Source organism: Kitasatospora sp. NPDC001132 (genome assembly GCF_053598415.1).
Genome location: NZ_JBSFKF010000015.1, coordinates 105,395 through 132,118 on the forward strand (window position 1 = coordinate 105,395; position 26,724 = coordinate 132,118).

Annotated in this window: 14 protein-coding genes and 1 pseudogene; all 15 read left to right on the forward strand. The window is 75.2% G+C overall.

Going from position 1 to position 26,724, the window contains the following annotated elements; translation table 11 throughout:
• Positions 1 to 73: 73 nt before the first annotated feature.
• Positions 74 to 7,156: pseudogene (locus tag ACWDBE_RS21275) on the forward strand (amino acid adenylation domain-containing protein); the annotation flags it as partial.
• A 104-nt stretch (positions 7,157 to 7,260) separates the two neighbouring features.
• Positions 7,261 to 8,307, forward strand: a complete 1,047-nt coding sequence (locus ACWDBE_RS21280) for an SAM-dependent methyltransferase (protein WP_449788670.1) — start codon at positions 7,261 to 7,263, stop codon at positions 8,305 to 8,307.
• Entirely contained in the window at positions 8,307 to 9,338 is a 1,032-nt protein-coding gene (locus ACWDBE_RS21285) for a pyridoxal phosphate-dependent aminotransferase (RefSeq protein ID WP_449788671.1), read from the forward strand. The genes ACWDBE_RS21280 and ACWDBE_RS21285 overlap by 1 nt, the downstream gene beginning before the upstream one ends.
• A 167-nt stretch (positions 9,339 to 9,505) precedes the next feature.
• Positions 9,506 to 10,921, forward strand: a complete 1,416-nt coding sequence (locus ACWDBE_RS21290) for an MFS transporter (protein ID WP_449808778.1) — start codon at positions 9,506 to 9,508, stop codon at positions 10,919 to 10,921.
• A 113-nt stretch (positions 10,922 to 11,034) separates the two neighbouring features.
• A complete protein-coding gene (gene hppD, locus ACWDBE_RS21295; protein WP_449808779.1) occupies positions 11,035 to 12,132 on the forward strand; it encodes a 4-hydroxyphenylpyruvate dioxygenase in 1,098 nt (365 codons plus the stop codon).
• Positions 12,129 to 13,271 carry an alpha-hydroxy acid oxidase gene (locus ACWDBE_RS21300; RefSeq protein WP_449808780.1) on the forward strand — a complete coding sequence of 381 codons (1,143 nt, stop codon included), beginning with the start codon at positions 12,129 to 12,131 and terminating at the stop codon, positions 13,269 to 13,271. Before hppD ends, ACWDBE_RS21300 begins: the two co-directional genes overlap by 4 nt.
• A 65-nt stretch (positions 13,272 to 13,336) precedes the next feature.
• On the forward strand, positions 13,337 to 14,566 hold the full coding sequence (locus ACWDBE_RS21305; RefSeq protein ID WP_449788706.1) for an aminotransferase-like domain-containing protein: 1,230 nt from the start codon (positions 13,337 to 13,339) through the stop codon (positions 14,564 to 14,566).
• Positions 14,567 to 14,806: 240 nt separating this feature from the next.
• Entirely contained in the window at positions 14,807 to 17,347 is a 2,541-nt protein-coding gene (locus ACWDBE_RS21310; protein WP_449808781.1) for a lantibiotic dehydratase, read from the forward strand.
• A 90-nt stretch (positions 17,348 to 17,437) separates the two neighbouring features.
• Positions 17,438 to 18,784, forward strand: coding sequence for a B12-binding domain-containing radical SAM protein (locus ACWDBE_RS21315; RefSeq protein WP_449808782.1), 1,347 nt, complete (start codon positions 17,438 to 17,440; stop codon positions 18,782 to 18,784).
• Position 18,785: 1 nt separating this feature from the next.
• Positions 18,786 to 19,883 carry an arginase family protein gene (locus tag ACWDBE_RS21320; RefSeq protein ID WP_449808783.1) on the forward strand — a complete coding sequence of 366 codons (1,098 nt, stop codon included), beginning with the start codon at positions 18,786 to 18,788 and terminating at the stop codon, positions 19,881 to 19,883.
• A complete protein-coding gene (locus ACWDBE_RS21325; protein WP_449788678.1) occupies positions 19,880 to 20,932 on the forward strand; it encodes a hypothetical protein in 1,053 nt (350 codons plus the stop codon). Before ACWDBE_RS21320 ends, ACWDBE_RS21325 begins: the two co-directional genes overlap by 4 nt.
• Entirely contained in the window at positions 20,932 to 21,885 is a 954-nt protein-coding gene (locus ACWDBE_RS21330) for a PHP domain-containing protein (protein ID WP_449788679.1), read from the forward strand. The genes ACWDBE_RS21325 and ACWDBE_RS21330 overlap by 1 nt, the downstream gene beginning before the upstream one ends.
• Positions 21,886 to 21,889: 4 nt before the next feature.
• Positions 21,890 to 24,511, forward strand: coding sequence for a lantibiotic dehydratase (locus tag ACWDBE_RS21335; RefSeq protein WP_449788680.1), 2,622 nt, complete (start codon positions 21,890 to 21,892; stop codon positions 24,509 to 24,511).
• Positions 24,508 to 25,758 (forward strand): MFS transporter, encoded by a 1,251-nt coding sequence (locus tag ACWDBE_RS21340; RefSeq protein ID WP_449788681.1) that lies wholly within the window; start codon positions 24,508 to 24,510, stop codon positions 25,756 to 25,758. Before ACWDBE_RS21335 ends, ACWDBE_RS21340 begins: the two co-directional genes overlap by 4 nt.
• Entirely contained in the window at positions 25,755 to 26,657 is a 903-nt protein-coding gene (locus ACWDBE_RS21345; RefSeq protein WP_449788682.1) for a phosphotransferase family protein, read from the forward strand. The genes ACWDBE_RS21340 and ACWDBE_RS21345 overlap by 4 nt, the downstream gene beginning before the upstream one ends.
• The last annotated feature ends 67 nt before the right edge of the window (positions 26,658 to 26,724 follow it).

Sequence of the window (26,724 nt, forward strand, 5' to 3'; positions counted from 1 at the left end):
GACCGCCCCGCCCCACCGGGCGGAGCGGCCCCACCAGCCACAGCAGCCGTACGTCGCCAGTCGGAGGCAGACCTTGATCCCGTTGTCGTTCGCCCAGCAGCGGCTCTGGTTCATCGAACAGTTCGAGGGTCCGAGCGCCCTCTACAACACTCCGTTCGCCCTCCGGCTGACCGGTGAGCTCGACGCCGCCGCCCTCGAGGGCGCGCTCGGGGACGTGGTGGACCGGCACGAGGTGCTGCGCACCGTCTTCCCCACCACCGACGGCCAGCCCCACCAGCACATCCTCGCCGAGGGGCGCCCGCCGCTGCACCGGGTGGCGGCGGCCGGCGAGGCCGAGTTGCACGAGCTGATGCGCGAGGCCGCCGGGCAGGTCTTCGACCTCGCCGCGGACCTCCCGGTCCGGGCCTGGCTGTACGCCCTGCCCTCGCCGGACGAGCACGTCCTGCTGCTGCTCACCCACCACATCGCCAGCGACGGCTGGTCGGTGGCCCCGCTCTTCCGCGACCTCGCCGAGGCCTACCGGGCCCGCCTCGCCGGCACCGAGCCGCAGTGGGAGCCGCTGCCGGTGCAGTACGCCGACTACACCCTCTGGCAGCGCGAACTGCTCGGCGAGGAGGACGACCCCGAGAGCGTCGTCTCCCTGCAACTCGCCTACTGGCAGCAGGAGTTGTCCGGCCTGCCGGAGGAGCTGGCACTCCCCTACGACCGGCCGCGCCCGGCCCTGCCGAGCCGCCGCGGCGGCGCCGCCGACTTCGAGCTGGACTCCGAACTGCACACCGCCCTCACCGAGTTGGCCTCCGAACGGCACGCCAGCCTGTTCATGGCGCTGCAGGCCGCGGTGGCCGCCCTCTACACCCGCCTCGGCGCCGGCACCGACCTCCCGCTCGGCACCCCCGTCGCCGGCCGCACCGACGAGGCCCTCGACGACCTGGTCGGCTTCTTCGTCAACACCCTGCTGCTGCGCACCGACACCTCCGGCGACCCCAGCTTCCACGAGCTGCTCGACCGGGTCCGCCAGGCGAACCTGGACGCCTACGACCACCAGGACATCCCCTTCGAGCGCCTGGTCGAGCACCTCAACCCGACCCGCACCCCCGCCCGCCACCCGCTCTTCCAGACCGTCGTCACGCTGAACGCGGAACGGGCCGGCGACCTCGCCTTCGGCGCCGCCGTGGGCACCCCCGTCGAGGTCGGCGAGGCGCAGGCCCAGTTCGACCTCAACTTCAACTTCGTCGAGCGGCTCGCGCCCGACGGCACCTGCCTGGGCGTGCGCGCCGCCGTCGACTACGCCGCCGACCTCTTCGACCACGCCACCGCCGTCTCCCTCGCCGAGCGGCTGGTACGCGTGCTGCGCGCCGCCGTCGCCGCCCCCGGGGCGCCGATCGGCACCGTCGAGATCCTCGACCCGGCCGAGCGCGAGCGGCTCCTCACCGGCTGGAACGGGCCGGCCGCGCCCGTCGCCGAGCAGAGCCTGCCCCGGCTGTTCGAGGCCCAGGCCGCCGCCACCCCCGAGGCCCTCGCCCTGGTCTCCGACACCGAGCGGCTCGACTACGCCGAGCTGAACGACCGCGCCAACCGGCTCGCCGCCCTGCTGCTGGAGCGCGGGCTGAGCACCGAGCAGCCGGTCGCGGTACTGATGGAGCGCTCCGCCGGGCTGCTCACCGCCGTCCTCGCGATCGCCAAGGCGGGCGGCACGTACGTCCCGCTGGACGACCGCTACCCGCTGGACCGGCTCCAGCACATCCTCGCCGACACCCGCACCGGCCTGCTGCTCGTCGACCCGGCCCACCGGGGCCACCCGGTGCTCGCCACCGGCGGCTTCGCCACCGTCGAGCTCACCGGGGAGCTGCTCGACGAGGCCCCCGCGGCGGACAACCCGGCCGTGCCGGTGCTGCCCGGCCAGCTGGTCTACGTGATGTACACCTCCGGCTCCACCGGGGTGCCCAAGGGCGTCGCCGTCACCCACCGCAACGTGGTCGACCTGCTCGGCAACCCGCACTTCCGGGCCGGCCACCACGAGCGGGTGCTGCTGCACTCGCCCACCGCCTTCGACGCCTCCACCACCGAGATCTGGGCGCCGCTGGTCACCGGCGGGGCGATCGTCCTCGCCGAGCCCGGCGAGCTGGACATCCGCCGCCTCGCCGAGACCGTCACCACCCACCGGGTGACCCTGGTCCAGGCCCCGTCCGGCCTGCTGCGGCTGATGGCCGACGAGAACCCGGCCGCCTTCCGCGACGTACGCCAGGTGTGGACCGGCGGCGACGTCGTCCCGCCGGAGTCCGTCCGCCGGATCCACCGGGCCTGCCCTGACACCGACGTGCTCGCGGTGTACGCGCCCACCGAGACCACCGCCATCAAGACCGTCTTCACCATGCGCCCGGGCGAGCCCGTCCCCGCCGTGGTGCCGCTCGGCAGCCCGCTGAACAACACCCGGCCGTACGTGCTGGACACCGCGCTGCGGCCGGTGCCGGCCGGTGTGGCCGGGGAGCTGTACATCGCCGGCGAGGGCCTGGCCCGCGGCTACGTCGGCCGCCCAGCGCTGACCTCCGAGCGCTTCGTGGCCTGCCCGTTCGGCGAGCCGGGCAGCCGGATGTACCGCACCGGCGACCTGGTCCGCTGGACCGCCGACGGCGTGCTGGAGTTCCTCGGCCGGGCCGACGACCAGGTGAAGATCCGCGGCTTCCGGATCGAACTCGGCGAGGTGGAGGGCGCGTTCACCGCCCTCCCGGCCGTCGGCCAGGCCTTCGCCGTGGTGCGCGAGGACCGGCCCGGCGACAAGCGCCTGGTGGTCTACGCCACCGGCGGGGCCACCCCCGCCGAGCTGCGCGCCGCCGTCGCCGACAGCCTGCCCGGCTACATGCTCCCGGCCGCCGTGGTCGTCCTCGACGCCCTCCCGGTGACCGCCAACGGCAAGGTCGACCGGCGCGCCCTGCCCGCCCCCGACTACACCGGGGCCGCCGAGGGCCGCTCCCCGCGCACCGACACCGAGCGCGCGCTGTGCGAACTCTTCACCGACGTCCTCGGGTTGGACCGGATCGGGATCGACGACAGCTTCTTCGACCTGGGCGGCCACTCGCTGCTCGCCACCAAGCTGGTCAGCCGCATCCGCACCGCGCTCGGCACCGAACTGCCCGTCCGGGCACTGTTCGACGCCCCCAGCGTGGCCGCGCTGGCCGCCGCCCTGCCCACCCCGGGCACCGAGGAGCCGGTCGCCCGTCCGGCCCTCGGGCCCGCCGCGCGGCCCGAGCGCGTCCCGCTCTCCCCCGCGCAGCAACGCCTGTGGTTCATCGACCAGTTCGAGGGCCCGAGCACGCTCTACAACACCCCGTGCGCCCTCCGGCTGACCGGCCCGGTCGACGCCGCCGCCCTCCACGCGGCCCTGGCGGACGTGCTCGACCGCCACGAGGTGCTGCGCACCGTCTACCCGACCACCGACGGACAGCCGCACCAGCTGATCCTGGAACGCCCCGAACTCCCGCTGCGCACCGCGGCGGTGGCCGACGAGGAGGAACTCCACCAGGCCCTCGCCGAGGCCGGCGCGGAGGTCTTCGACCTCGCCCGCGACCTTCCGGTGCGCACCACCCTGTTCTCGCTGCCCGGCGAGGAGCACGTCCTGCTGGTGCTGATGCACCACATCGCCACCGACGGCTGGTCCGTGGTCCCGCTGCTGCGCGACCTCGCCGAGGCCTACCGGGCCCGCCTCGCCGGCACCGCGCCGCAGTGGCAGCCGCTGCCCGTACAGTACGCCGACTACACCCTCTGGCAGCACGAGCTGCTCGGCACCGACGAGCGGCCCAGCGACCTGCTGAACGCCCAACTCGCCTACTGGCAGCAGGCCCTGGCCGACCTGCCGGAGGAGCTGACGCTCCCCTTCGACCGCCGCCGCCCCGCCGCCCCGAGCCGCCGCGGCGCCGCCGTGGAGCTCCGGATGGACGCCGGACTCCACGCCGCCCTGGTCGAGTTGGCGCAGCAGAGCCGGACCAGCGTGTTCATGGTGATGCAGGCCGCGCTGGCCACCACACTGGGCCGGATCGGCGCGGGCACCGACCTGCCGATCGGCACCGTGGTGGCCGGCCGCACCGACGAGGCGCTGGAGGACCTGGTCGGCTTCTTCGTCAACACCCTGGTGCTGCGCACCGACCTGAGCGGCGACCCGAGCTTCCGCGAGCTGGTGGAGCGCGTCCGGGTCGCCACCCTGGACGCCTTCGAGCACCAGGACGTGCCCTTCGAGCGGCTGGTCGAGCTGCTCAACCCGGTGCGCTCGACCGCCCGCCACCCGCTCTGCCAGGTGATGCTCACCTCCGGCGGCGAGGCCGGGGAGATCAGCCTCGGCGGCCTGCCCGGCCGGGTCGAGCAACTGGACTCGGACCTCGCCAAGTTCGACCTGACCTTCGCCTTCAGCGAGAGCTTCGACGCGGACGGCGGGCCGGCCGGGCTGGGCCTGACGCTGGAGTACGCCGTCGACCTGTTCGACCGGGCCACCGCCGAGGCGACGGCCGCCCGCCTCGAGCGCGCCCTGCGCGCCGTGCTGGCCGACCCGGACCAGCCCGTGGGCCGGGTCGAGGTGCTGGCGCCCGAGGAGCGCGAGCAGCTGCTCACCGGCTGGAACGACACCCGGGAGGACCTCCCGCTCGGCACCTTCCCGGCGCTGTTCGAGGCGCGGGCCGCCGCCCGGCCGGAGGCCGTCGCGCTGGCCTTCGGCACCGAGCGGGTCACCTACGGCGAGCTGAACGAGCGCGCCAACCGCCTCGCCCGGCTGCTGACCGAGCACGGCGCGGGCCCCGAGCGGTTCGTCGCGATCGCCCTGGAGCGCTCGGTCGAACTGATCGTCGCCCAGCTCGCGGTGCTCAAGGCCGGCGCCGTCTTCCAGCCGCTGGACCCGCGCTACCCGGCCGACCGGATCGCCTACATGCTGGACGACGCCTCGCCCGCGCTCGTCCTCACCAGCAAGGCGCTGGCCGACGGCGTGCTCGGCGACAGCACCGTCCCCCGGCTGCTGCTGGAGGACCTGGACGCCTCCGGCCACCCGTCGCACGACCTCACCGGCACCGCGATCACCCCGCACTCCGCCGCGTACGTCATCTACACCTCGGGCTCCACCGGCCGCCCCAAGGGCGTGGTGGTCACCCACAGCGGCCTCGCCGCCATGGTGGAGAGCCAGCGACGCAACCTGGCCGTCACCCCGGACAGCCGGGTGCTGCTGTTCGCCTCGCCGTCCTTCGACGCGGCCGTCTGGGAGCTGGGCATGGCCCTGCTCACCGGCGCCCGGGCCGTCCTCGGCGACGCCGACCAGCTGCTGCCCGGCCCCTCGCTGACGGCGCTGATCGCCGAACAGGGCGTCACCCACCTGACCCTGCCGCCGACCGCGCTGGCCGTGCTCGCCCCGGACGCGCTGCCCCCGGGCACCACCCTGGTGGTCGCCGGCGAGGCCTGCCCGCCCGACCTGGTCGAGCACTGGTCGGCCCGGCTGCGGATGGTCAACGCCTACGGCCCGACCGAGTCCACCGTCTGCGCCAGCATGAGCAGCCCGCTCAGCGGCCGGATCGCCCCGCCGATGGGCCGGCCCGTGCTGGACACCCGGCTCTACGTCCTGGACGCGGCGCTGCAGCCCGTCCCGGCCGGGGTCGAGGGGGAGCTGTACATCGCCGGCGCGGGCCTGGCCCGCGGCTACCTCAACCGGCCGGGCCAGAGCGCCGAGCGCTTCGTCGCCGACCCGTACGGCGCCCCCGGCAGCCGGATGTACCGCTCGGGCGACCTGGTCCGCCGCCAGGCCGACGGCACCCTGGAGTACCTGGGCCGCACCGACCACCAGGTCAAGATCCGCGGCTTCCGGATCGAGCCCGGTGAGATCGAGGCCGTGCTCGCCCGGCACCCCTCGGTGGCCCAGGCGTTCGTGCTGGTCCGGGAGGACCGCCCGGGCGACCGCCGGCTGGTCGGCTACGCCGTCGCCCACCCCGGGCAGAGCGTCGACCAGGCCGCGCTGCGGGCCCACGTCGGCGCGTCCCTGCCCGACTACATGGTGCCCTCGGCGGTCGTCGCCCTGGACGCCCTGCCACTGACCGCCAACGGCAAGGTCGACCGCAAGGCCCTCCCGGCCCCCGACACCACCTGGCTCGGCTCCGGGCGGGCACCCGCGACGCCGCGGGAGGAACTGCTCTGCGGCCTGTTCGCCGACCTGCTCGGGCTGGAGAAGGTCGGCGTCGACGACAACTTCTTCGAGCTGGGCGGGCACTCGCTGCTGGCCAGCCGGCTGGTCGCGGGCCTGCGCGAACTGGTCGGCGAGGACGAGGAGATCGGCGTCCGCGCGGTGTTCGAGGCGCCGACCGTCGCCCGGCTGGCCGAGCGGCTCACCCTGGGCCCGGCCGCCGAGAGCTTCCCCGTCCTGCTGCCGATCCGCATCCGCGGCTCGCGGCCGCCGCTGTTCTGCGTCCACCCGGCCGCCGGCATCAGCTGGGTCTACACCGGCCTGCTGCGCCACCTCGACGCCGAGCAGCCGATCTACGGCCTCCAGGCCCCCGGCCTGGCCGACCCGAGCGCCCGCCCGGCCACCGTCGAGGAACTGGCCCGCACCTACCTCGCGCAGATCCGCGCCGTCCGCCCCGAGGGCCCGTACGCCCTGCTCGGCTGGTCCTTCGGCGGGGCCGTCGCCCACGCGATCGCCGCGCTGCTGCGCGAACAGGGCGAGGAGGTCCGGCTGCTGGCCCTGCTGGACGCCTACCCGGGCACCGGCGAGCCGGGGCCCGAGCAGTGGCGGGACGACCCGGCGCAGCTCGAACTGATCCTCGACTCGCTCGGCCACCCGGTCGGGGAGGTCACCGCCTGGCCCGCGGACGAGGACGGCTACGCCGCGCTCGTCCGGGGCGGCGAGGGCCCGCTCGCCGGCCTCAGCGGCGCCGGGGTGGCCCGGGTGGTCTCGGTCTTCCAGGCCAACGCCGAGCTGTCCCACGCGCTCCCGCTGCCCGGTTACGACGGCGACGCGGTGTTCTTCACCGCCGCCAAGGACCGGCCCACCGACGCCCCCGACCCGGAGAGCTGGCGCCCGTACCTGGGCGGTCGGCTCGACGTCCACGAGGTGCCGAGCACCCACGGCGCGATGACGAGCTCCGAAGCGCTCGCCGTCATCGGCCCGGTGCTCGCCGCCCACCTGACTCCCTGACCAGTCCGCCCCACCGACTCAGCACCCCTACCGACCGCAGGCAACCGACCTGCGCACACCACGCGGGCCGCACCCGGCCCGCCCACGGAGAAACGGACACCACCATGACCACTGCGGCCATCCCCGACACCTGGCGTGGCATCACCCCGTCGCCGATCACCTCGACCGACGCCTACAACGGCTTCATCGCCGCCAACGTGATCTTCGCGCTGGACCGGATCGGCCTGCTGGAGTCGATCGGGCGCGGCGAGCCGCTCTCGGCCGCCGAGGCCACCGCCCAGGCCGGCGACACCGCCCGCACCGAGGCCGTGCTGCGCGCCGCCGCCGACTACGGCTACCTCAAGGCCGACGGCGACGCCTACCTGCCCACCGAGGCGGGCCTGGAGATCGCCGCCGCGCGCGGCTACTTCACCTGGGCCGTCGGCGGCTACCACGACGTGTTCGGCCGCGCCGGCCACCTGAGCGCCGGCACCCACCGCTACAACGAGGACGTCTTCCGCGACGAGGCGATGGTCGCCCTCGGCTCCGCCCAGTGCGACCAGTCGATGTTCGCCGCCCAGCTGACCGACGTGCTGAACGGCATCGACTTCCGCACCATCGCCGATCTGGGCTCCGGCACCTCCGCCCGGGTGCGCCGCGTGGTCTCGCAGCGCGAGGGCACCCGGGGCCTGGGCATCGACATCAGCCGCCCGGCCACCGACATCGCCCGCCGCGACATCGTCGAGGCCGGCATGCAGGACCGGGTCACCGCCGTCCGCGCGGACGTGCTGGGCCTGCTCGGCACCCAGATCGACAACGACGCCGAGGCCGCCGAGGTGGCCGAGGTCGACACCGTGATGAGCTTCTTCCTGCTGCACGACCTGCTGGCCGACCCGACCACCCGCTCCTCGATCTTCACCCGGATGCGGGAGGCCTTCCCGAAGGCCCGCACCTTCGTCCTCGGCGACACCATGCTGCGCGACCCGGGCACCTCCGAAGGCGCCCAGCCGGTCTTCTCGGTCGGCTTCGAGCTGGCGCACGCGATGATGGGCGTGCCGCTGCACACCAAGGCCACCTACGAGCAGCTGTTCACCGACGCCGGCCTGCGGATCGACCGCGTCGAGGCGCTGGCCACCCCGCACTCCTGGCTCTACGTCCTCCAGGCCGACTGATGGCCGCCCCGTCGGGCGCCAGATACCTGCTGGCGCAGAACGAGCACCCGTACCCGCCGCTGCCGTCGGTGCGGGCCGCGCTCGCCGAGGCCAGTGCCGACGTGCACCGCTACCCTGACTTCCGTCCGGAGCGGATCGCCGGGATCGTCGCCGACTGGCAGGGCGTCCCGGCCGGCCAGGTCGTGGTCGGCCACGGCTCGGCGGGCGTGGCACTGGACCTCTTCCACACGGTCGTCGAGCCCGGCGACAACGTGGTGCACTCGGACCCCTGCTTCGACGCGTACCCGCTGTTCTGCGAGATCGCCCGGGCCGAGGCCCGGCCGGTCCCGCTCGGCCCCGACGCCCGGCACGACCTGGCGGCGATGGCCGAGCGGATGGACGGGCGCACCCGGATCGTCGTGCTGTGCAACCCGCACAACCCGACCGGCACGGTCTACTCCTGGGCCGAGCTGACGGAGTTCTTCCGCCGGGTGCCGTCCACCGCGCTGATCCTGCTCGACGAGGCGTACGTCGACTTCGCCCAGGGCTGGCAGGCCCCGGACGTGCCGGCCCGGATCGCCGAGTGGCCGAACCTGGTGGTGCTGCGCACGCTGTCCAAGTCGCACGGCATCGCGGCGCTGCGGGTCGGCTACGCGCTGGCGGAGGAGTCCGTGGCCCAGCGGGTGCGGGACCACCAGGTGCCGTACGCGGTGAACCGGCTCCAGGAGGCGGGCCTGCTCGCCTCCGTCGCCGCCGGGGACGAGATGGCGCACCGGATCGCCGAGATCGCCGCGGAGCGGGAGCGCACCGGGGCCGAACTGCTGCGGCTGGGCTGGACGGTGGCGCCCAGCGTCACCAACTTCCTGTGGGTCGACGCCCCCGGGGACCAGCTGCCGCTGCGCGCGGAGCTGGAGCGCCTGGGCGTGGCCGTCCGCTACTACCCGGGCCTCGGCATCCGGGTCGCCATCGGCGAGAAGGACGCCAACGACGCGGTGATCGAGGGTTTCGCCGCCGTCGCCCCGCTCGCCCCGGCCCACCCCGTCGCACCCTGACGCCCGGCGCCCTGAGCACCCCGGGTGCGTCAGGGCGCACCCCGGGCACTCCCCGCACCTGCGGAACTGCCCGCACCTGAGGCACGTCCTGCACCTCCCGCACGCCGCACCACCGCACACCCACGCACACCCCGAAGCGCCGCCGTCGGCGCAGCGAAGGAACCGCCATGCACCCGCTGTTGGCCCGCCCGGAGTTCCGGCGCTACCTCGTCGGGCAGACCCTGTCCGTCCTCGGTGACAGCGCCCTCTCCATCGCCCTCGGCATCTGGGCCAAGGTGCTGACCGGCAGCAACTCCGCCGCCGGTCTGGTGCTGTTCTGCTTCTCCGCGCCGCTGCTGCTGCTGCCGCTCGGCGGCCTGCTCGCCGACCGGGTCCGCCGCAGGCCGCTGCTGGTCGGGGTCAACCTGGCGGTGGCGCTGTCACTGCTGCCGCTGCTGCTGGTCGACGGCCGGGACACGGTCTGGATCATCTACTGCACCGCCACGGTCTGCGGTCTGGCCGGGGCCGTCCTGGCTCCGGCGCAGAGCGCGCTGCTGCGCAGCATCCTGACGGAGCGTCAGGACTTCGGCGCGGCGGCCGGGCTGACCCAGAGCGCCCGGGCCGGCACCACCCTGGTGGCGCCGTTGGTCGGCTCGGGGCTCTACGGCTGGTTCGGCGGGCACGCGGTGGCCGTGGCCGACCTCCTCGTGCTGCTGCTGGCGGCGCTGAGCTTCCTCACCCTGCGGGTGGAGGAGGTCAAGCCGGAACCCTCGGGCCTGCGGTGGCGCCGCGAGGTGCTGGCCGGCTTCGTCCACCTGCGCGCCTCGGTCGGGCTGCGGTCGCTGGTGGCGGCCACCGCCGTCTCCGGCTTCGTGCTGAGCCTGCTCCAGCCGGTGCTGTTCGCGCTGACCCAGCACGGGCTGCACCGCTCGCCGCAGTTCCTCGGCGTGCTGGAGACCACCGAGGCGGTCGGCGCGCTGGGCGGCTCGGTGGTCGGCGGTCTGCTGATCGGCCGGCTCGGGCCGCGCCGGACGGTCATGGCGGGGTCGGCGGTGTTCGGCCTCGGGACCGTCCTGCTGCTCGCCCCGTCGCTGTACGTGGTGGAGGTCGGCCTGGTGATCGCGGGCGCGGGCATCCCGGCCGCCATGGTCGGGCTGGCCACCGCCGCCCAGGCGTCCACCCCGCCGCAGCTGATGGGGCGCGCCCAGGCGGCCGTCAACCTCTCGCTCACCGCACCGCAGGCGCTGGCCGTCGGCGTCGGCTCCGGCCTGGTGGCCGCCCTGGACTTCCGGGTGGTGCTGGGCGTGATGGTGGTCGGCGCGCTGCTCGCGGCCGCCCACCTGATCGGCAAGCCGGAGGCCCCGACGGAGCCGCCGGGCGCCGAGTCCGAGTCCGAGTCCGAGTCCGAGTCCGAGGACAAGGACAAGGACGAGGACAAGGACAAGGACGAGCCCCGGACCGAACCCCAAACCGAGCCCCGGCCGGAACCCCTGCCCGAACCCCGGCCCCGGCCCGAATCCGCATCCGAGCCCCGGCCCGAGGGCGCGCCCGCGCCCGAGGGCCCGGCCGAGCGGCAGGACGCCAAGGACCTCCAGGCCGGCTGACCGGCCCCGGCGTACCCGCCCCGCCCCACCCCACATACCTGCACGACCCCGCACGTCCGATCACCCGATCACCCCTCAGCACCTCCCGTCCTCCTCACGAGAGAGCTCCTCCGATGACCGACCGTTCTTCTCCCGCCGCCACCCCGATCCCCGTCGCGCTGGACCACGTCGAGTTCTACGTGGCCGACCTGGGCGCCGAGACCACCCGGCTGACCGCGGAGTACGGCTTCGAGCTGCTCGTCCCGCCGACCGAGCGCGGCGACGCCGCCGAGCGCTGCCTCTCCGCACTGTTCGGCCAGTCCGACATCCGGCTGCTGGTCACCCAGCCGCTGGCCGCCGGCCACCCGGCCACCGACTACCTGGAGCGCCACGGCGACGGCGTGGGCGCCCTCGGCCTGCGGGTGTCGGACGCCGCCGACGCCTTCCACGTCCTGACCGCGCGCGGCGCCGCCGCCCCGCGCGAGCCGCAGGCCGCCGACGGCTGCGTCACCGCGGTGGTCGACGCCTTCGGCGACGTGGTGCACACCCTGATCGAGCGCGGCCCCGAGGTCCCGGCCGGCCGCATCCCCGGCCTGCCCGACCCGGCCCCGCTGACCGGCGAGGGCCAGGTCGGCCTGCGCTCCGTCGACCACTTCGCCGTCCTGGTCCCGTTCGGCGAGCTGCGCAAGACCGAGCACCGCTACCGCGAGGTCTTCGGCTTCCGGACGATCTTCGAGGAGCGGGTCGAGGTCGGCGCGCTCGGCATGGACTCGGCCGTCGTGCAGAGCGCCGACCGCAGCGTCACCCTCACCCTGATCGAGCCGCTCACCGCCGACGCGGGCGGCCAGATCGCCTCCTTCCTGGCCGGCCACGACGGCGCCGGGGTGCAGCACGTCGCCTTCGCCGCCGAGGACGCGGTGCACTCCGTCTCCGTCATGGCCGAGCGCGGCGTGCCGTTCCTGCGCACCCCGCAGACCTACTACGACGCGCTGCCGGACCGCCTGACGCCGCTGCGGCACTCCTTCGAGCAGCTGCGCGAGCTGAACCTGCTGGTCGACCAGGACCACGACGGCCAGCTGTTCCAGATCTTCACCCGCTCCCAGCACCCGCGGAACACCTTCTTCTTCGAGGTGATCGAGCGCATCCGGGCCCGCAACTTCGGCAGCAACAACATCCGCGCCCTCTACGAGGCCGTGGAACTCCAGCGCAACGCCGGCGAAGTGGCCGGATGAGCGCGTCCGTCCGCAGCGAACCCCCGGCCGACGTGCGCCCGGCGCTGTCCGTCGCGGAGTACGCCGACCGGGCCCGGGCCGTGCTCGCGCCCGAGGTCTGGGAGTGGCTGGAGGGCGGCGCCGAGCGCGAGTTGACCCTCGCCGCCAACCGGGCCGCCTTCGACCGGGTGGGCCTGGTGCCCCGGGTGCTGACCGACGTCGGCACCCGGGACACCGCCGCCACCCTGGTGCGCAGCCGGGCGGCGCTGCCGGTGGCGGTGGCACCCGTCGCCTACCACCGGCTGTTCCACCCCGAGGGCGAGCTGGCCTCGGCCCGCGCCTCGGCCGCCGCCGGCGTGCCGTTCACCGTCGGCACGCTCAGCAGCGTCGGCTTCGAGGAGCTGGCGAAGACCGGTGCCACGCTCTGGTTCCAGCTGTACTGGCTGCGCGACCGCGGCCGGCTGCTCGACCTGGTCAGGGCGGCCGAGGAGGCCGGCAGCGAGGCCCTGGTGGTCACCGCCGACGTGCCGTACATGGGGCGCCGGCTGCGTGACGCCAGGAACGCCTTCGCGCTGCCCGACGGCGTCCGCGCGGCGCTGCTGGAGGGCGGCGCCGCCGGGCGGGCGCACCGGTCCACCACCGCCGTCTCGGCGGTGGCCGCGCACACCGCCGAGCTGCTCTCCCCCGGCGTCACCTGGGCCGATCTCGAGTGGCTGCGCGGGGAGACCGAGCTGCCACTGGTGGTCAAGGGCGTGCTCGACCCGGCCGACGCGCGGCGGGCCGCCGGCATCGGCGCCGCGGCCGTGGTGGTCTCCAACCACGGCGGCCGCCAGCTCGACCGGGCCGTGCCCGCGCTCACGGTCCTGCCCGCCGTCGCCGAGGCGCTGGCCGGCGAGGACTGCCAGGTACTGATGGACAGCGGGGTGCGCGGCGGCTCGGACGTGCTGACCGCGCTGGCCCTCGGCGCCACCGGGGTGCTGCTGGGACGCCCGCTGATCTGGGGCCTGGCGGCCGGCGGCGAGGCGGGCTGCACCGAGGTCCTCGACCTGCTCGCCGCCGAACTGCGGCACGCGCTCGGCCTCGCGGGCTGCGCCGACCTCCGGGCCGCCGCCGAACTGCGCACCACCACCCTGCCCTGCACCACCTGGAGCACCCCGTGACCACCACCTCCGCACCGCACGACCTGCTGCTGGCGGGCCTGCACACCTCGCTCGCCGACCCGGCGATGACCTCGATGAACCTGCTCAACGAGATCTCCATCCGCTACCCGGAGGCGGTCTCCTTCGCGGCCGGCCGCCCGGCCGAGCAGTTCTTCGAGACGGACGCCGTCCACCGCCACCTGGACCGCTACCTCGACCACCTGCGCACCGAGCGCGGGCTGACCGAGGAGCAGGCCCGCCGCCAGGTGCTCCAGTACGGGCGGACCAAGGGGATCATCCACGACCTGATCGCCACCCACCTCGCGACGGACGAGGGCATCGAGGTGCCCGCCGAGTCGATCGTGGTGACGGTGGGTTGCCAGGAGGCGATGTTCCTGGTGCTGCGGGCGCTGCGCCGCGGCCCCGAGGACGTGGTGCTGGCCGTCTCCCCCACCTACGTGGGGCTGACCGGCGCGGCGCTGCTGGCCGACCTGCCGGTGCGGGCCGTCGCCGACGGCCCGGACGGCGTGGACCTCGCCGACCTGCGCCGGCAGCTGGCCGCCGCCCGGGCCGAGGGACTGCGCCCGCGGGCGCTGTACCTGGTGCCGGACGTGGCCAACCCGAGCGGGGCCAGCCTGCCGCTGGAGCTGCGCCGGGAGCTGCTGGCGCTGGCCGGCGAGGAGGACTTCCTGCTGCTGGAGGACAACCCGTACTGCGTCTTCGCCGGTGAGGAGCGGCTGCCCTCGCTCAAGGCGCTGGACACCGGGCGGCGGGTGGTCCACCTCGGCTCCTTCGCCAAGACGGCCCTGCCGGGTGCCCGGGTCGGGTACGTGGTGGCGGACCAGCTGGTGGCGGACGGGCAGGGCGGCACCGCGCTGTTCGCCGACCTGCTCGGCATGGTCAAGAGCATGACCACGGTGAACACCTCGCCGATCGCCCAGGCGGTGATCGGCGGCGCGCTGCTGGAGCACGGCCACAGCCTGCGGGCCGCCAACACGGAGGTGGCCGCGCTTTACCGGCGCAACCTCGCGCTGGTGCTGGAGGGCCTGGCCCGGCGCTTCCCGCCCGGCAGCGGGGTGACCTGGAACGAGCCGCGCGGCGGGTTCTTCCTGGTGCTCACGGTGCCGTGCGTGGTGGACGACGCGCTGCTGGAGCGCTCGGCCTCGGAGTACGGGGTGATCTGGACGCCGATGTCGCACTTCTACCCGGGGGCGGGCGGGGAGCACCAACTGCGGCTCTCCGTCAGCCAGGTCGACCCGGCCACCGTCGACCGGGGGCTGGACGGGCTGGCCGCGCTGCTCACCGCGCACTCCTGACCCGCGGGGCCCCGGCCCACCCGGAAGGGGCGTCCCGTCGAGGGCGCCCCTTCCGGCGTACGCGTCGAGCGGTCGCCGCCGACTGACCGACCACCGCGTCCGACGGCCACCCGCGCGCGGATCTCCCGACGCACCGACCGCGGCCGCTTTCCCCCGTCCGGACGGTGCCGACACGAAGGATTGCCGCCAGAATGGTCTGGTCGCGAACCGTCGTGACCGGAACGGCCGTTGGGGGCGATCATGGACGAGGCTCGGAACCTCCGGGGCGGCGGCGGGTGGTCGCTCGCCCCGGTCGCGATGCTGCGCCACGCGGGCTACCCGCTCTCCCTGCTGGACCGCGTCGTCGACTCCCCGACCGCCCGGGCCGCCGACACCGTGCTCGCCCTGCGCGACGAAGCCGTCGAGCTGGGGCGGCGGTTGAAGGCCGCCCTGCGTGCGGAGCGGGCCGGCACCCGGGGCGACCTCGCCTCCGGTGTCGGCATGCTCCGCCCTTTCCCGCCCGCCGACCTCGCCCGGCTCGAGGCCGAACTCGGCCCGGCCGCCCTGGACTCGGCCAAGCGCTACCAGGACGCGGTACGGGCCCTGGACACCCACTGGGCGGCGTTCGAGCGGCAGCACGGCGCCGCCCTCGCCGCCGCCCGCGGGGCGGTCCTGGACCTCTTCCGCGAGCCCTCCCTCCAGCAGGTCCTGCTGCTGTCCAACGACGCCCGCTTCGGGGAGTTCACCGCCTGGATCGCCTCCGGCGGCGCCGGCTCGGACGGACACGTCAGGCGGATGACCGACCTGCTCGCCATGTACCTCCAGCGGGTCACCACCAAGAACGAGACCCACGCGCACTTCGGCCCGCTCGCCGTCGCCCGGACGTCCCCGCGGGGCCCCGCCGGCATCACCTGGTCCACCGGCCCGCTGCGCCGGGTCGCCCGGCTCAGCCACTGGGCGGGCGAGGCGATGGCCGCGGTCTTCAGCGCCCGGCCGGAGGCCTTCGAGACGGTGCGCCCCCGCCGGCGCCCGCTGGCCTTCGCCGAGGGCCCGGTGGTGCGGCTGTACGCGTTCGAGGCCACCACCGGCATGCCGGACGGCTGGCGCTTCGTCGCGGTGAGGACCGACACCTTCGACGCCCACCGACGCTGGCTCTGGGAGCGCTGCGACGGCGAGCGCACGGTGGCGCGGCTGCGCGCCGACTGGGCCGGACGGCCGGACCGCCCGGCCGACCGCACCTTCGACCGGGTGCTCGCCGAACTCGTCGACCAGGACTGGCTGGTCGGGCGCTGGGAGATCCCGATCGGATCCACCGACGTGCTGCGCTCGCTCGCCGGGCACCTCCCCGACGGCTCCCCCGACCTCGCCGTGGTGCGCCGCTTCGAGGACGGGCTGCGCCGCTTCGCCGAGGGCCCGACGGCGGGCCGCGCGGCCCTGCTCGGCGAACTCAAGGAAGCCTTCGAGGAGGTCGCCGGGACGCCGGCCCACCGCTCCGGCGGCCGGCACTACGCCGACCGCGGCATCCTCCACGAGGAGGCCTACAGCCCGGTGCGGGACGTCGTCCTCGGCCCGGACGTCGCCGAACTGGTCAGCCGCGAGCTCTCCCCCGTCTACGACCTGACGCTGCTCGTCCCCCGACTGCGCGTCCGCCGCGAACTGGCGATCCTGCACCACTGGACGGCGCGGCGCTTCGGCCTCGGCACGCCCGTACCGCTGGCGGACTTCTACGCCGCCTTCTTCGCCGACCGGCCGCTGCTCGCCGCCCGGTGCGAGGAGGTGGACCGGGAGATCGCGGCGCTCGACCGGGAGGTCGTCGCCCTGCTGCTGGACGGCGCCGAGGACGGCCGACCGGAGAGCGTCGTCGAGCGGGCCGGGCTGGAGGAGCTGCTCGCCCGCCACCCGGCCGCCCCGCCCGCGCTGTGCAACCCGGACGTCATGCTCGCCGCGCCGGACGCCGCGGCGATCGGGCGTGGCGAGTTCCTCGCCGTCGTCGGCGACTGCCACGCCGTCCGCGAGGCGCTCACCCACTCGAGCTTCGCCCCGCTGCTCCAGGCCGAGGCGCCGGAGCTGCTCGACGGGATCCACGCCCGGTACCGGGGGCTGCTCGACGAGGACGAGGTGCTGGTCGACCTCTCCCGCTCGCACCCCGACAAGACCGCCGCCCAACTCACCTACCCCTGCCCGGACCTGGAGGTGTACGGGCGCTCCCCGAAAGCCCGCGGCGACGTCCTGCGGCCCGACCGGCTGTACCTGGTGGCCACCGCCGACCGGGTGGAGCTGCGCGCCCACGGCCTGACGGGCCGGCTGAAACTGCTCGCCCCGCTCGCCGGCGGCCCCGGCATCCGCCAGGACCCGCTCTCCCCGTTCGCCTTCCCCCGGCACTTCGGCGGCGTCGGAGTCCGGGACCGGGACCGCGACCACCTGCCCCGCATCCGCTGCGGCCGGGTCGTGCTGCACCGGGAGCGCTGGCGCATCCCCGCCGGGGCGCTGCGCGGCTGGAGCCCGGGCGTCCACCGGTCCAGGGGCGACGCCGCCGAGTTCGCCGCCGCCCGCGGGCTGCGCCGCGAACTCGGCCTGCCGCGCCGCGGCTTCCTGAAGATCCCCGGCGAGCCGAAACCGGTCTACGTCGACTGGGAATCGCCCCTCGTCGTCCGGCAGGTCTTCCGGCTCGCCCGGAGGACGGCCGCCGCCCTGGAGTTCACCGAGATGCTCCCCGCCCCGGAACACCTCTGGCTCGACATCGGCGGCGAACGCCACACCAGCGAGCTGCGCTGTGCGGTCTTCTCACGCCGTTCCCCCTGAGCGCTCCACGCCGAGCGCTCCGTCTCCCGTGCTCCACCACCAGTGCTCCACGTCGAGGACGCCACGCCCTCACCGACCGAAGGCACCGCCATGACCAAGAGCTGCATCGTCCAGTTGCCCTTCCCCTCGAGCCACGACCCCGACCCGAAGCTGGCGCGCTACTACGACGACTACGACCGGCGCTTCCGGGCGATGCTGCCCGAGTACTTCATCCCGACCGACGGCCTGTGGGAGATGCCGCTGTGGGTCGCCCACCTGACCGCCCTGCTGGACACCGCGGGCCTGGACTCCGTCTTCCGCGACCTGTCCCGGACCCCCGCCGAGCCGGAGCGGTGCGCCGAGCCGCTCCTGGACGCGACCGCCGCCGGAGACCTCGTGCTGATGTCCCCGCTCGCCCAGAACCTGCGCCTCGCGCTGGAGGTGGCCGAGCGGCTGGAACGAGCCCGCCGGCGCGTCGTCCTCGGCGGCAACATGGCCCCGCTGGCCCCGGACGGTGCCGTGCACGCCGTCCACCGCGGCCAGCTCGACGCCGCCTTCGTACACCGGCTGGTCGAACTCGCCTCCGGCTCCGGCGGAAGCCTGGAGAAGCCCCTGCTGCCCGGGCTGGTGTCCGACCGGATCACCTGGGCGCCGGACTACCGCCACCTCGCCGGCTACCAGGGCCGCGTGCCGCTGCTGCGGCTCAACGCCAGCCACGGCTGCCTGTACCAGTGCTCGTTCTGCGGCGACGCCTGGAGCAGGCAGCTGACGCTGGTCGCCAGGGACTCGCTCGCCCGGGAGGTGGACGAGCTGACCGCCCGGTTCCCGGACACCCGGCTCTTCTACATCGGCGACAAGACCTTCGGCCAGTCCCGCGAGGCCGTCGGCAACCTGCTGGACGTCTTCCGCGACCGCCCCGGCCACCGGTTCATCGTGCAGACCCACGTGATGCAGGTGAAGGAGTGGATCGTCGACGCCATGCTCGAACTCGGCGTCGTCGCCGTCGAACTCGGCTTCGAGTCGGCCGACTCGCAGATGCTGAAGCGGCTCGACAAGCTCTCCCGCGGCCTGGACGACTACACTTCGAAGATCCGTCAACTCAGCGACGCCGGGCTGAAGGTCGTCCTCAACATGATGGGCGGCCTCGACGAGGAGACGGAGGCCTCGCACGGCCAGACCGTCACCTGGATGCGGGAGAACGAATCGGCGCTGTGGCTCTTCAACCTGTACAACTTCGTGCCGTACCCGCTGACCCCGGACTTCCCCAGGCTGCGCGAGCGCATCTTCAACTGGGACTTCGCCGACTGGCGGGAGGACGCCCCGGTCGTCTACCGGCCGCGGCACCTGTCCCCGCAGGACAGCTGGGACCTGTTCCAGGAGAAGATCGCCACCGCCCACGACGTCATCCGCGGCCCCCGGCCCGCACCCGTCCCCGTGCCCGCCGTGCGGAAGGACTGACATGACCGAACTCCCCGACTTCGAGGCCCTGCAGCACAGCGTCTCGCCCGAGGACTTCGAGCAGGACCCGCTGCCGGGCTGGGCCGGCGTCGGCACCCTGTTCGGCGCCCCGACCACCACCGCCGACCGGGTGGACGTCGGCGGGGCGGGCTGGGTGGTGTCCGGCGTTCCGTTCGACGCCACCGCCAGCTCCCGGCCGGGCGCCGCGGAGGGGCCGCGCGCCGTCCGCCAGGCCAGCCTGGTCTTCTCCAGCTACCTCACCAGCCTCGGCCAGTGGCGGATGCTCGACACCCGCACCGGCCGGACCTTCCGCTACCGCGCGCCCCGCGTCGCGGACGCCGGCGACCTGCACGTCTACCCGACCGACACGGTGAAGACCTTCCAGGCCGTGGCCGCCGAGAGCCGCCGCCTGAGCCGCGACGCCCCGCGCCTGGTCTTCCTCAACGGCGACCACTCCTGCACCTTCCCCACCTTCGCCGGCTTCCGCGCCGGACGCCTCGACCGCGGCGCCGGCCGGGTCGGGTTCGTCAACATCGACCACCACTTCGACTTCGGCAACTGGAGCACCCTGCACGGCCCGCTCTACCACGGCTCCAACTCCCGCCGGATCAGCGAGATCCCGCGGATGCGCCCCGAGGACATCGCCTTCGTCGGTGTCGGGGACGTGACGAAGTACGACCAGTTCCGCGGCCTGCTCGAACGCGGCTTCCACGTCGTGCCCGGCTCCGCGATCACCCGGGACGGCACCGCCGCGGCGCTGCGCCCGGTGATCGAGGAACTCGGCTCGCGCTGCGACACCGTCTACGTCTCCCTCGACATCGACGTGCTCGACAGCGCCGCCGCGACCGGCACCGGGCACGTCACCATGGGCGGCATCACCATCGGCGACCTCCTCGACGTCTACGAGGAGCTGCGGGCGCTGCCCGTCGGCGCCCTCGACGTCGCCGAGATCGCGCCCCGCTACGACCCGTCCGGCGGCACCGCGCAGATCGCCGCCCGGCTGCTCTTCGAGTTCCTGTTCCGCACCGAGGTGGCCCCGGCCGAACTCGCGCCCTGGGCCACCGGCGGCACCCCCTCCGCACCCCGGGAGCACCGGTGAGATTCACGCCCCACGAAGCGCAGTTCGACTGCACCCCGCTGGTCTCCGGCGCCCCCGCCGAGCGCGAGCGCGCGCTGGACGCGCTCGCCGCCGAGGCCGTCGAGGTCGTCCACCGGGTCGGCTACGCGGTCTTCCGGATCGGCCGGCTGCGGCTCGGGGTCGAGGACAGCCGCCGGCTGTCCACCGGGATCGTCGAGCGCGTCCGCACCGCGCTGATCGCCCGCGGCGCCCCCGAACGGATGCGGCTGGAGGTCGACCGGGCGCAGCAGACGTACGTGCCCGAGGGCTACCCCACCCGGACCCTGCTGCCCCACCACGACGGGCAGCACTGCTCGTACCTGACGCCCAGCCTCCGGGACGCCCCCGACTGGGACCCGGCCCGGCGCACCTACGGTGACTCCGGGTACACCACCACCCCCGCGCACAAGATGTACCAGGGCATCTTCCTGCCCGAGGTCGGCGAGGGGCTGAGCGTCACCACGTACTACGACTGGCTCGGCGTGATCAGCGAGGTGCTGGAGCGGCGCGGCGTCGACCGGGGCGCGGACCCGGTGGCGTCCGCCGCGCGCTGGCTCGGCGACAACCTGAACCGCGGCCTGGAGCGCCAGCCCGAGCACGGCTGCGCCTACCCCTCGGTGGGCGCCATGCTCGGGCTGGAGGAGCCGCTCTGGCACGGCCTGTCCTTCCACCACGGCGAGGCGGAGCTGACGAAGGAGGAGCGCCGTCGCTACCCGGCCGCCGCGCCACTGGCCCGCGACTGCCCCTGCGGCGAGTGCCGGGGCGAGGCCGCCCGGCTCTTCTGCCACCTGGTACTGATGGCCACCGGCCTGACCTGGGCGCGGTTCCGCCGCCGCTGGGAGGTGCTCGCCCCGGGCGAGCAGTGCGACCTGCTGCTCGGCCACAACCTGACCATGCTGCACGGCGGCCTGGCCGGCGGCGCGGGGCGGATCATCGAGCCGCTCTGCCTGGTCGTGGACGAGCCGTCCGGCCCCGCGTACGAGCGCTGGCTGGCCGCCTCCTGGCGGCGCACCCTGCCCGGAGCCCGCTGATGGCCGGGAGCCCGCCGACGCGGGGGGCGCCCGCCACCCTGGCCACCCCGGTCGACCTGCACCTGCACACCCGGCACTCGGACGGGGACGAGGCGCCGGCCGACCTGGCCCGGCGGTGCGTGGAGGCCGGGCTGAGGGTCGCCGCCGTGACGGACCACAACACCCTCGCGGGCGTCGCCGCCTTCGAGCGGGCGGCCGACGGGCGCCTCACCGTGGTGCCGGCCTGCGAGATCACCACCGTCTGGCGCGGCGGCGAGGCCCACTGCCTGGCCTACTTCGTCGACCCCGGCGACGGGCCGTTCCGGCGGCGGATCGGGCGCGTCCACGACGCCGAGCTGGCGTGGTGGCGCGGCTGGGCCGAGCGGGTGCGGGCCCTGGGCGTGCCGCTGGACCGGGCCGGGGTCGAACGGTGGATCGGCGGCGACCGGGTGGCCCACGTCGACGACTACCTGGCCCTGCTGCTGGACGCCGCGCGGGGCGACCCCAGGTTCGCCCCGTACACCGAGGGCGGCGACCGGTTCGCGCGCCTCGCCGCCGACTGGTGCCGGCCCGGCCGGCCGCTGCACGTCGAACACCCCTGCTACCCCGACCTGGTGGACGTGCTGCGCTGGATCGAGCAGGCGGGCGGGGTCGCCGTGCTCGCCCACCCCGGCCCGCTCACCGCCGGTCTGAACGCCCCGGAGTGCGCCGCGCTGCTGGAGCCGCTGCGCGCCGCCGGGCTGGCCGGCCTGGAGGTGTGGACCAGCTGGCACACCCCGGCCGACAGCGCCCGGCTCGCCGAGGCGGCCGGGCGGCTCGGCCTGGTCGCCACCGCCGGGTCCGACTACCACGGGGCGCGGGTCAAGCCCTGGGCGCCGCGCCCCGGCCTGCTGCCCGCGCTCCCCGCCGATCCGCTCGCCGTCCTGGACGCCCTGCACGACCGCCGTCCGCCCGTCCACTCCACTCCCAGGTGAGGCTGTGACCACCGTCAACGACCCCCAGACCGGCTCCGGGCACGCCGCCTGGCAGCTCGCGCCGGTCGTCGTGCTCCGCCAGGCCGGCTTCCCGATGGAGCTGCTCGCGCCCCTGGTGGACCCGGCCGCCGCCGAGGAGGCCCACGCACTCGTCGCCCACGGCCGTCGACTGCGGGAGCTGGCCGAGGAGTTGAAGGCCGTCCTGCGCCGGCACCCGGTGCCCGGCGCCGCCCGGCTGTCCTCCACGGCCGGCTTCCTGCTGCCCGTCCCCGGGCCCGCACTGGCCGCCGCGGCCGCCGCCGTACCCGCCGACGCCGCCACCGTCCTGCACGCCTACCAGGACGCCGCCCGGCACTTCGCCGAGGAACAGGAGCGCTTCTCCGCCCGGCACCGGGACCGCCTCGACCGGGCCGGGGCCGCCGTGGTCGAGGCCTTCGCCGACGAGCGGCTGCGGCAGGTCCTGCTGCTCTCCAACGACTCCGCCTACCCCACCTTCGCGGCCTGGCTCGACGGCCACGACGGCGGGACGGGCCGGCGCACCCGCAAGATGACCGACCTGCTGACCATGTACCTCCAGCGGGTCACCACCAAGAACGAGACCCACTCGCACTTCGGCCCCTTCACCCCCGGCCGCCTGGGCACCGCCCCCGGCATCGCCTGGTCCGGTGAACGGGAGCTGGACCGGCGGGCGCTGTTCAGCCACTGGGCCGCGGAGCGGCTCGCCCGGAGCGCCGCCGCCGTTCCCGGCCTGCTCGACCACGCCCGGCCCCGGCGCCGCCCGCTGTCCTTCCTGCGCGACGGGAGGATCGACCTCTACGCCTTCACCACCCGCGACGGCCTGGACACCGACTGGGACTTCCGGCACCTCGGCGGGCGGCCGGTGGAACCGTACGAGGCCTGGCTGTGGCGGCACTGCGACGGCGAACGCACCCTGCGCGAACTGCGGCAGGCCTGGCAGGACGAGCTGCGCTGCCCCGCCCCGTTCGACCGGGTGCTCGCCGCGCTCGCCGACCACGAATGGGTGGTCGTCGAGTTCGAGATCCCGATCGGCGACCACCGCCCGCTGGCCGCCCTGCGCGAGCAGCTGCTCGCCGCCCCCGCCGACCTGGCCGCCCCGCTGCTCACCGCGATCGACGGCTTCGAGGCGGACCTGACCCGCTTCGCCCGGCTGCCGCTGCCCGAGCGCGCGGCCGCGCTCGCCGCCACCAAGGCCCGGTTCGAGCAGCTGACCGGCGGCCCCGCGAACCGCAACAGCGGCCTGCACTACGCCGACCGCAGCATCCTGTTCGAGGAGGCGCTCGGCCGGCCGGCCGACCTGACCGTCGGCCCGGACCTCGCCCGCTTCATCACCGACGAGCTGGCCGTCGTGTACGAGACCGTGCTGGCCGGCCCGCGCCTGCGGATGCGGCGCGAACTGGCCGTCCTCACCCGGTGGGTGGCCGAACGATTCGGCCCCGGGGTGGAGATCCCGCTCGACCTGCTCTACGCCGAGTTCTTCCGCGACCGGGACGCCATCGCCCGGGAGTGCCTCGCCGTCGAGGCCGAACTCGCCGAACTCGACCGGGCGATCGGCGCGGCCCTGCTCGGCGAGGCCGCGACGGACCCGGACCGCTCCGAGGTCGTGGTGGACCGGGAGCGAGTGGCGGCCGTCCTCGCCGCGCGGCCCGGCGGCCCGCCGGCGCTCTGCGACCCGGACATCCTGTTCGCCGCGCGGAGCCGGGAGGACCTGGCCGAGGGCCGGTTCACCGCCGTCATCGGCGACTGCCACGCGGTGCGCGAGGTCATCACCCACACCAGCTTCGGCCCGCTGGTCCAGGAGCACGTCCCCGAGCTGCTCCCCGAGGTGTACCGCGGCTATCGGTCCCTGCTCGCGGACGACGAGGTGCTCGCCAACCTGTCCCGCGGCCACCCCGACAAGTCCTCCACCCAACTCGTCTACCCCTGCCACGACCTGGAGGTCTACGGCCGCTCCGGGCAGTCCCGCGACCGGGTGCTGCAGCCCTCCCAGCTGTACCTGGTACTGCGCGGCGACCGGCTGGAACTGCGCGCCCACGGCGTCGCCGGCCGGCTGCGCCTGATGGCGCCCCCGGCCGGCGGTCCGAGCATCCGGCAGGACCCGCTCTCCCCGTTCGCCTTCCCCCGGCACTTCGGCGGCGCCGGGCTGGACGCGCCCGAGCTGGCGCACATCCCGCGGATCCGCTGCGGCCGGGTCGTGCTGCAGCGCGAGACCTGGCGGATCCCCGCCGAACGGCTGCGCGACACCGGCGCCCTCGGCCGGCAGAAGGGCCGGGACGACGCCGCCCGGTTCGTCGCCGCCTGCCGGCTGCGCGCCGAGCACCGGCTGCCCCGGCACGTCTTCGTCAAGGTCCCCGGCGAGCCCAAGCCGGTCTACGTCGACTGGGACTCCCCGCTGCTGGTACGGCAGTTGGTCCGGCTGGCCGGCGGGGCCGACGGCACCCTGGAGGTCTCCGAGATGCTGCCCGCCCCCGACCAGCGCTGGCTGGAGGTGGACGGCCACCGGTACACCAGCGAACTGCGCTGCGCCGTCTTCTCACCGGGGGACGGCCTCGCGACGGCGGACGGCCCCGAGGCCGGGGACGGCCGGCGGTCGGAGCCGCGCGGGTGAGCACCGACACCGCCGTCCGTCCGAACTCCGGCTACCGCCGCGTCCTCGGCGCCGCCGCCTCCTCCGCCGTCGGCGACGGCATGCGCTTCGCCGCGCTGCCGCTGCTGTCCGCCGCGGTGCTGCACGACGCCTTCCGGGTGTCCGCGGTCACCGCGGCGACCACGCTGCCCTGGCTGTTCTTCGCCCTGCCCGCCGGGGCGTACGCCGACCGCTTCGAGCGCCGGCGGCTGATGGTCCTCGCCGACCTGCTGCGCGCCGCGGTGCTGGGCCTCACCGTCGTGCTGCTCGCCGCCGGCCGGCTCGGCTTCTGGCCGCTGGTCACCGCCGCGTTCCTGCTGGGCGTCGGCGAGGTGCTGTTCGACTGCGCGTCCTTCGCGCTGCTGCCGGGCGTCGTGCCCAAGGAGCGGCTGGAGTCGGCGAACGGCCGGCTCTTCGCCGTCCAGACGGCCGGGCGCGACCTGCTCGGACAGGTGGTCGGCGGCGTGCTGTTCACGGTGGGCCGGGCCGTCCCGCTGCTGCTGGACGCACTCTCCTTCCTGGCCTCCGCGGCGCTGCTGCGCGGCGTGCGCGCGCCCGAGCCCGAACCCGGCCCCGCCCCGTCCCCCGGTGGGCGCCGCCTCCTGGCCGACATCCGCGAGGGCGTGGCGTTCGTCCTGCGCGACCGCCTGCTGCGCGCCCTGACCGTCTCCGCCGGCGTCGTCAACGCCGTCTACCTGGGCCAGATCGCCGTCCTCGTCATCCTGGTGCGCGACGTGCTGGAGCTCCCGGACTCCGCGTACGGGGCGCTGCTGGCCGCCGGGGCGGTCGGCGGCGTGGCAGGCGGCGCCGTCGCGAGTCGGCTGACCAGGGCGATCGGCCGGGCCCCGGCGCTGGTCGGCAACCTGGTCCTGACGGGCGCCGCCGGCCTGGCGGTGGCCGCCACCGACCGGGTCGCCGTCGTCGCCGCCGCCTACTGCCTGGCAGGTTTCGCCCTGATGGTCTGGAACGTCGTCGCCGTCTCGCTGCGCCAGACGATCATCCCGGACCGGATGCTCGGCCGGGCCACCGGCGTCTACCGGCTGTTCGCCTGGGGCACGATGCCCCTCGGCGCGCTGGTCTTCGGCCGGGTGAGCGCCTCGGCGGGGCCGCGCGCCGCCTTCGCCCTCGGCGGCGCCGTCACCCTGCTGACCTGCCTGCCGATCACCTGCACCCTGCTGCGGGACGGCAGGCTGACCGACCGTCACGAGACACCGGAGGACGCCCCATGAGCGAACGCTTCGCCGCACTGGACCGACTGGCCGAACAGTGGGGCCTCAGCGGCCTCGAACTCGTCGGCAAGGGACTGGAGTTCACCGTCTTCCGGGCCCGGGCGCGGGACGGCGCACCGGTCGCCGTCCGGCTCGCCCACCGCCGCTTCGACTCCAACGCCAACGACCCGCACGTGGACACCCGGGCCCTGCTCGTCCAGGAGCACGCCATCGCCCGGCACCTGGCCGAGCACGGCCTGCCCGTCGCCCGGGTCCGCGAGCTGGTCCTCGCCGACGACCCGAACTCCCCCGACGTGCTGCTCTCCGACTACGTCACCGACGACGGCTCCCCGCTCGACTCCCACGCCCTCGGGGAGCTCCTCGCCCGGCTCCACCGGGTGCCCCCGCCGCCGCTGCGCCCCGTCGCCGCCGAGGGCGGCACCACCGCCGAGGCCCTCGCCGCCCGGATAACCCGCCGCTGGGCCGAACTCGCCCACCGCGTCGACGACTGGCCCGCGCCCCCGGCCCCCGGGCTCCTCGCCCGCCACCTCTCCCCGCTCACCGGGAGCAGCCTCCTCCACCTCGACGTCCGCAGCTCCAACATCCGCCGTCACCAGGGCCGCACCACCGCCCTCCTCGACTGGTCGAACGCCCTGCTCGGCACCCCCGCCCTGGAGTTCGGCCGCCTCGCCGAATACGCCCGCTACCCGGAGAACGACCTCGACCTCACCGCCCTGCGCGCCGGCTACGCCACCCTCGCCCCCGTCCCCGCCGAGGACGACCCCTGCCTCCTCGCCTGCCGCCTGGACGCCGCCCTGATGCTCGCCCTGGTCTTCCTCTCCGAAGCCCCCGACCCCGCCCTCGCCCCCACCGCCACCGCTCACGCCCGCGACCTGGCCCTGCGCCTCGCCCACTCCTGACCGCGGCCCACGCGAAACGCCCGGCCGGGGTCTCCCGGCCGGGCGTTCGCGCCACACTCCCCGGGCG

Coding starts and splice junctions, on each gene's coding strand:
- ACWDBE_RS21310 (WP_449808781.1), top strand. CDS start 14,807: ATGGACGAGGCTCGGAACCTCCGGGGCGGCGGCGGGTGGTCGCTCGCC.
- ACWDBE_RS21345 (WP_449788682.1), top strand. CDS start 25,755: ATGAGCGAACGCTTCGCCGCACTGGACCGACTGGCCGAACAGTGGGGC.
- ACWDBE_RS21280 (WP_449788670.1), top strand. CDS start 7,261: ATGACCACTGCGGCCATCCCCGACACCTGGCGTGGCATCACCCCGTCG.
- ACWDBE_RS21330 (WP_449788679.1), top strand. CDS start 20,932: ATGGCCGGGAGCCCGCCGACGCGGGGGGCGCCCGCCACCCTGGCCACC.
- hppD (WP_449808779.1), top strand. CDS start 11,035: ATGACCGACCGTTCTTCTCCCGCCGCCACCCCGATCCCCGTCGCGCTG.
- ACWDBE_RS21285 (WP_449788671.1), top strand. CDS start 8,307: ATGGCCGCCCCGTCGGGCGCCAGATACCTGCTGGCGCAGAACGAGCAC.
- ACWDBE_RS21315 (WP_449808782.1), top strand. CDS start 17,438: ATGACCAAGAGCTGCATCGTCCAGTTGCCCTTCCCCTCGAGCCACGAC.
- ACWDBE_RS21320 (WP_449808783.1), top strand. CDS start 18,786: ATGACCGAACTCCCCGACTTCGAGGCCCTGCAGCACAGCGTCTCGCCC.
- ACWDBE_RS21305 (WP_449788706.1), top strand. CDS start 13,337: ATGACCTCGATGAACCTGCTCAACGAGATCTCCATCCGCTACCCGGAG.
- ACWDBE_RS21290 (WP_449808778.1), top strand. CDS start 9,506: ATGCACCCGCTGTTGGCCCGCCCGGAGTTCCGGCGCTACCTCGTCGGG.
- ACWDBE_RS21300 (WP_449808780.1), top strand. CDS start 12,129: ATGAGCGCGTCCGTCCGCAGCGAACCCCCGGCCGACGTGCGCCCGGCG.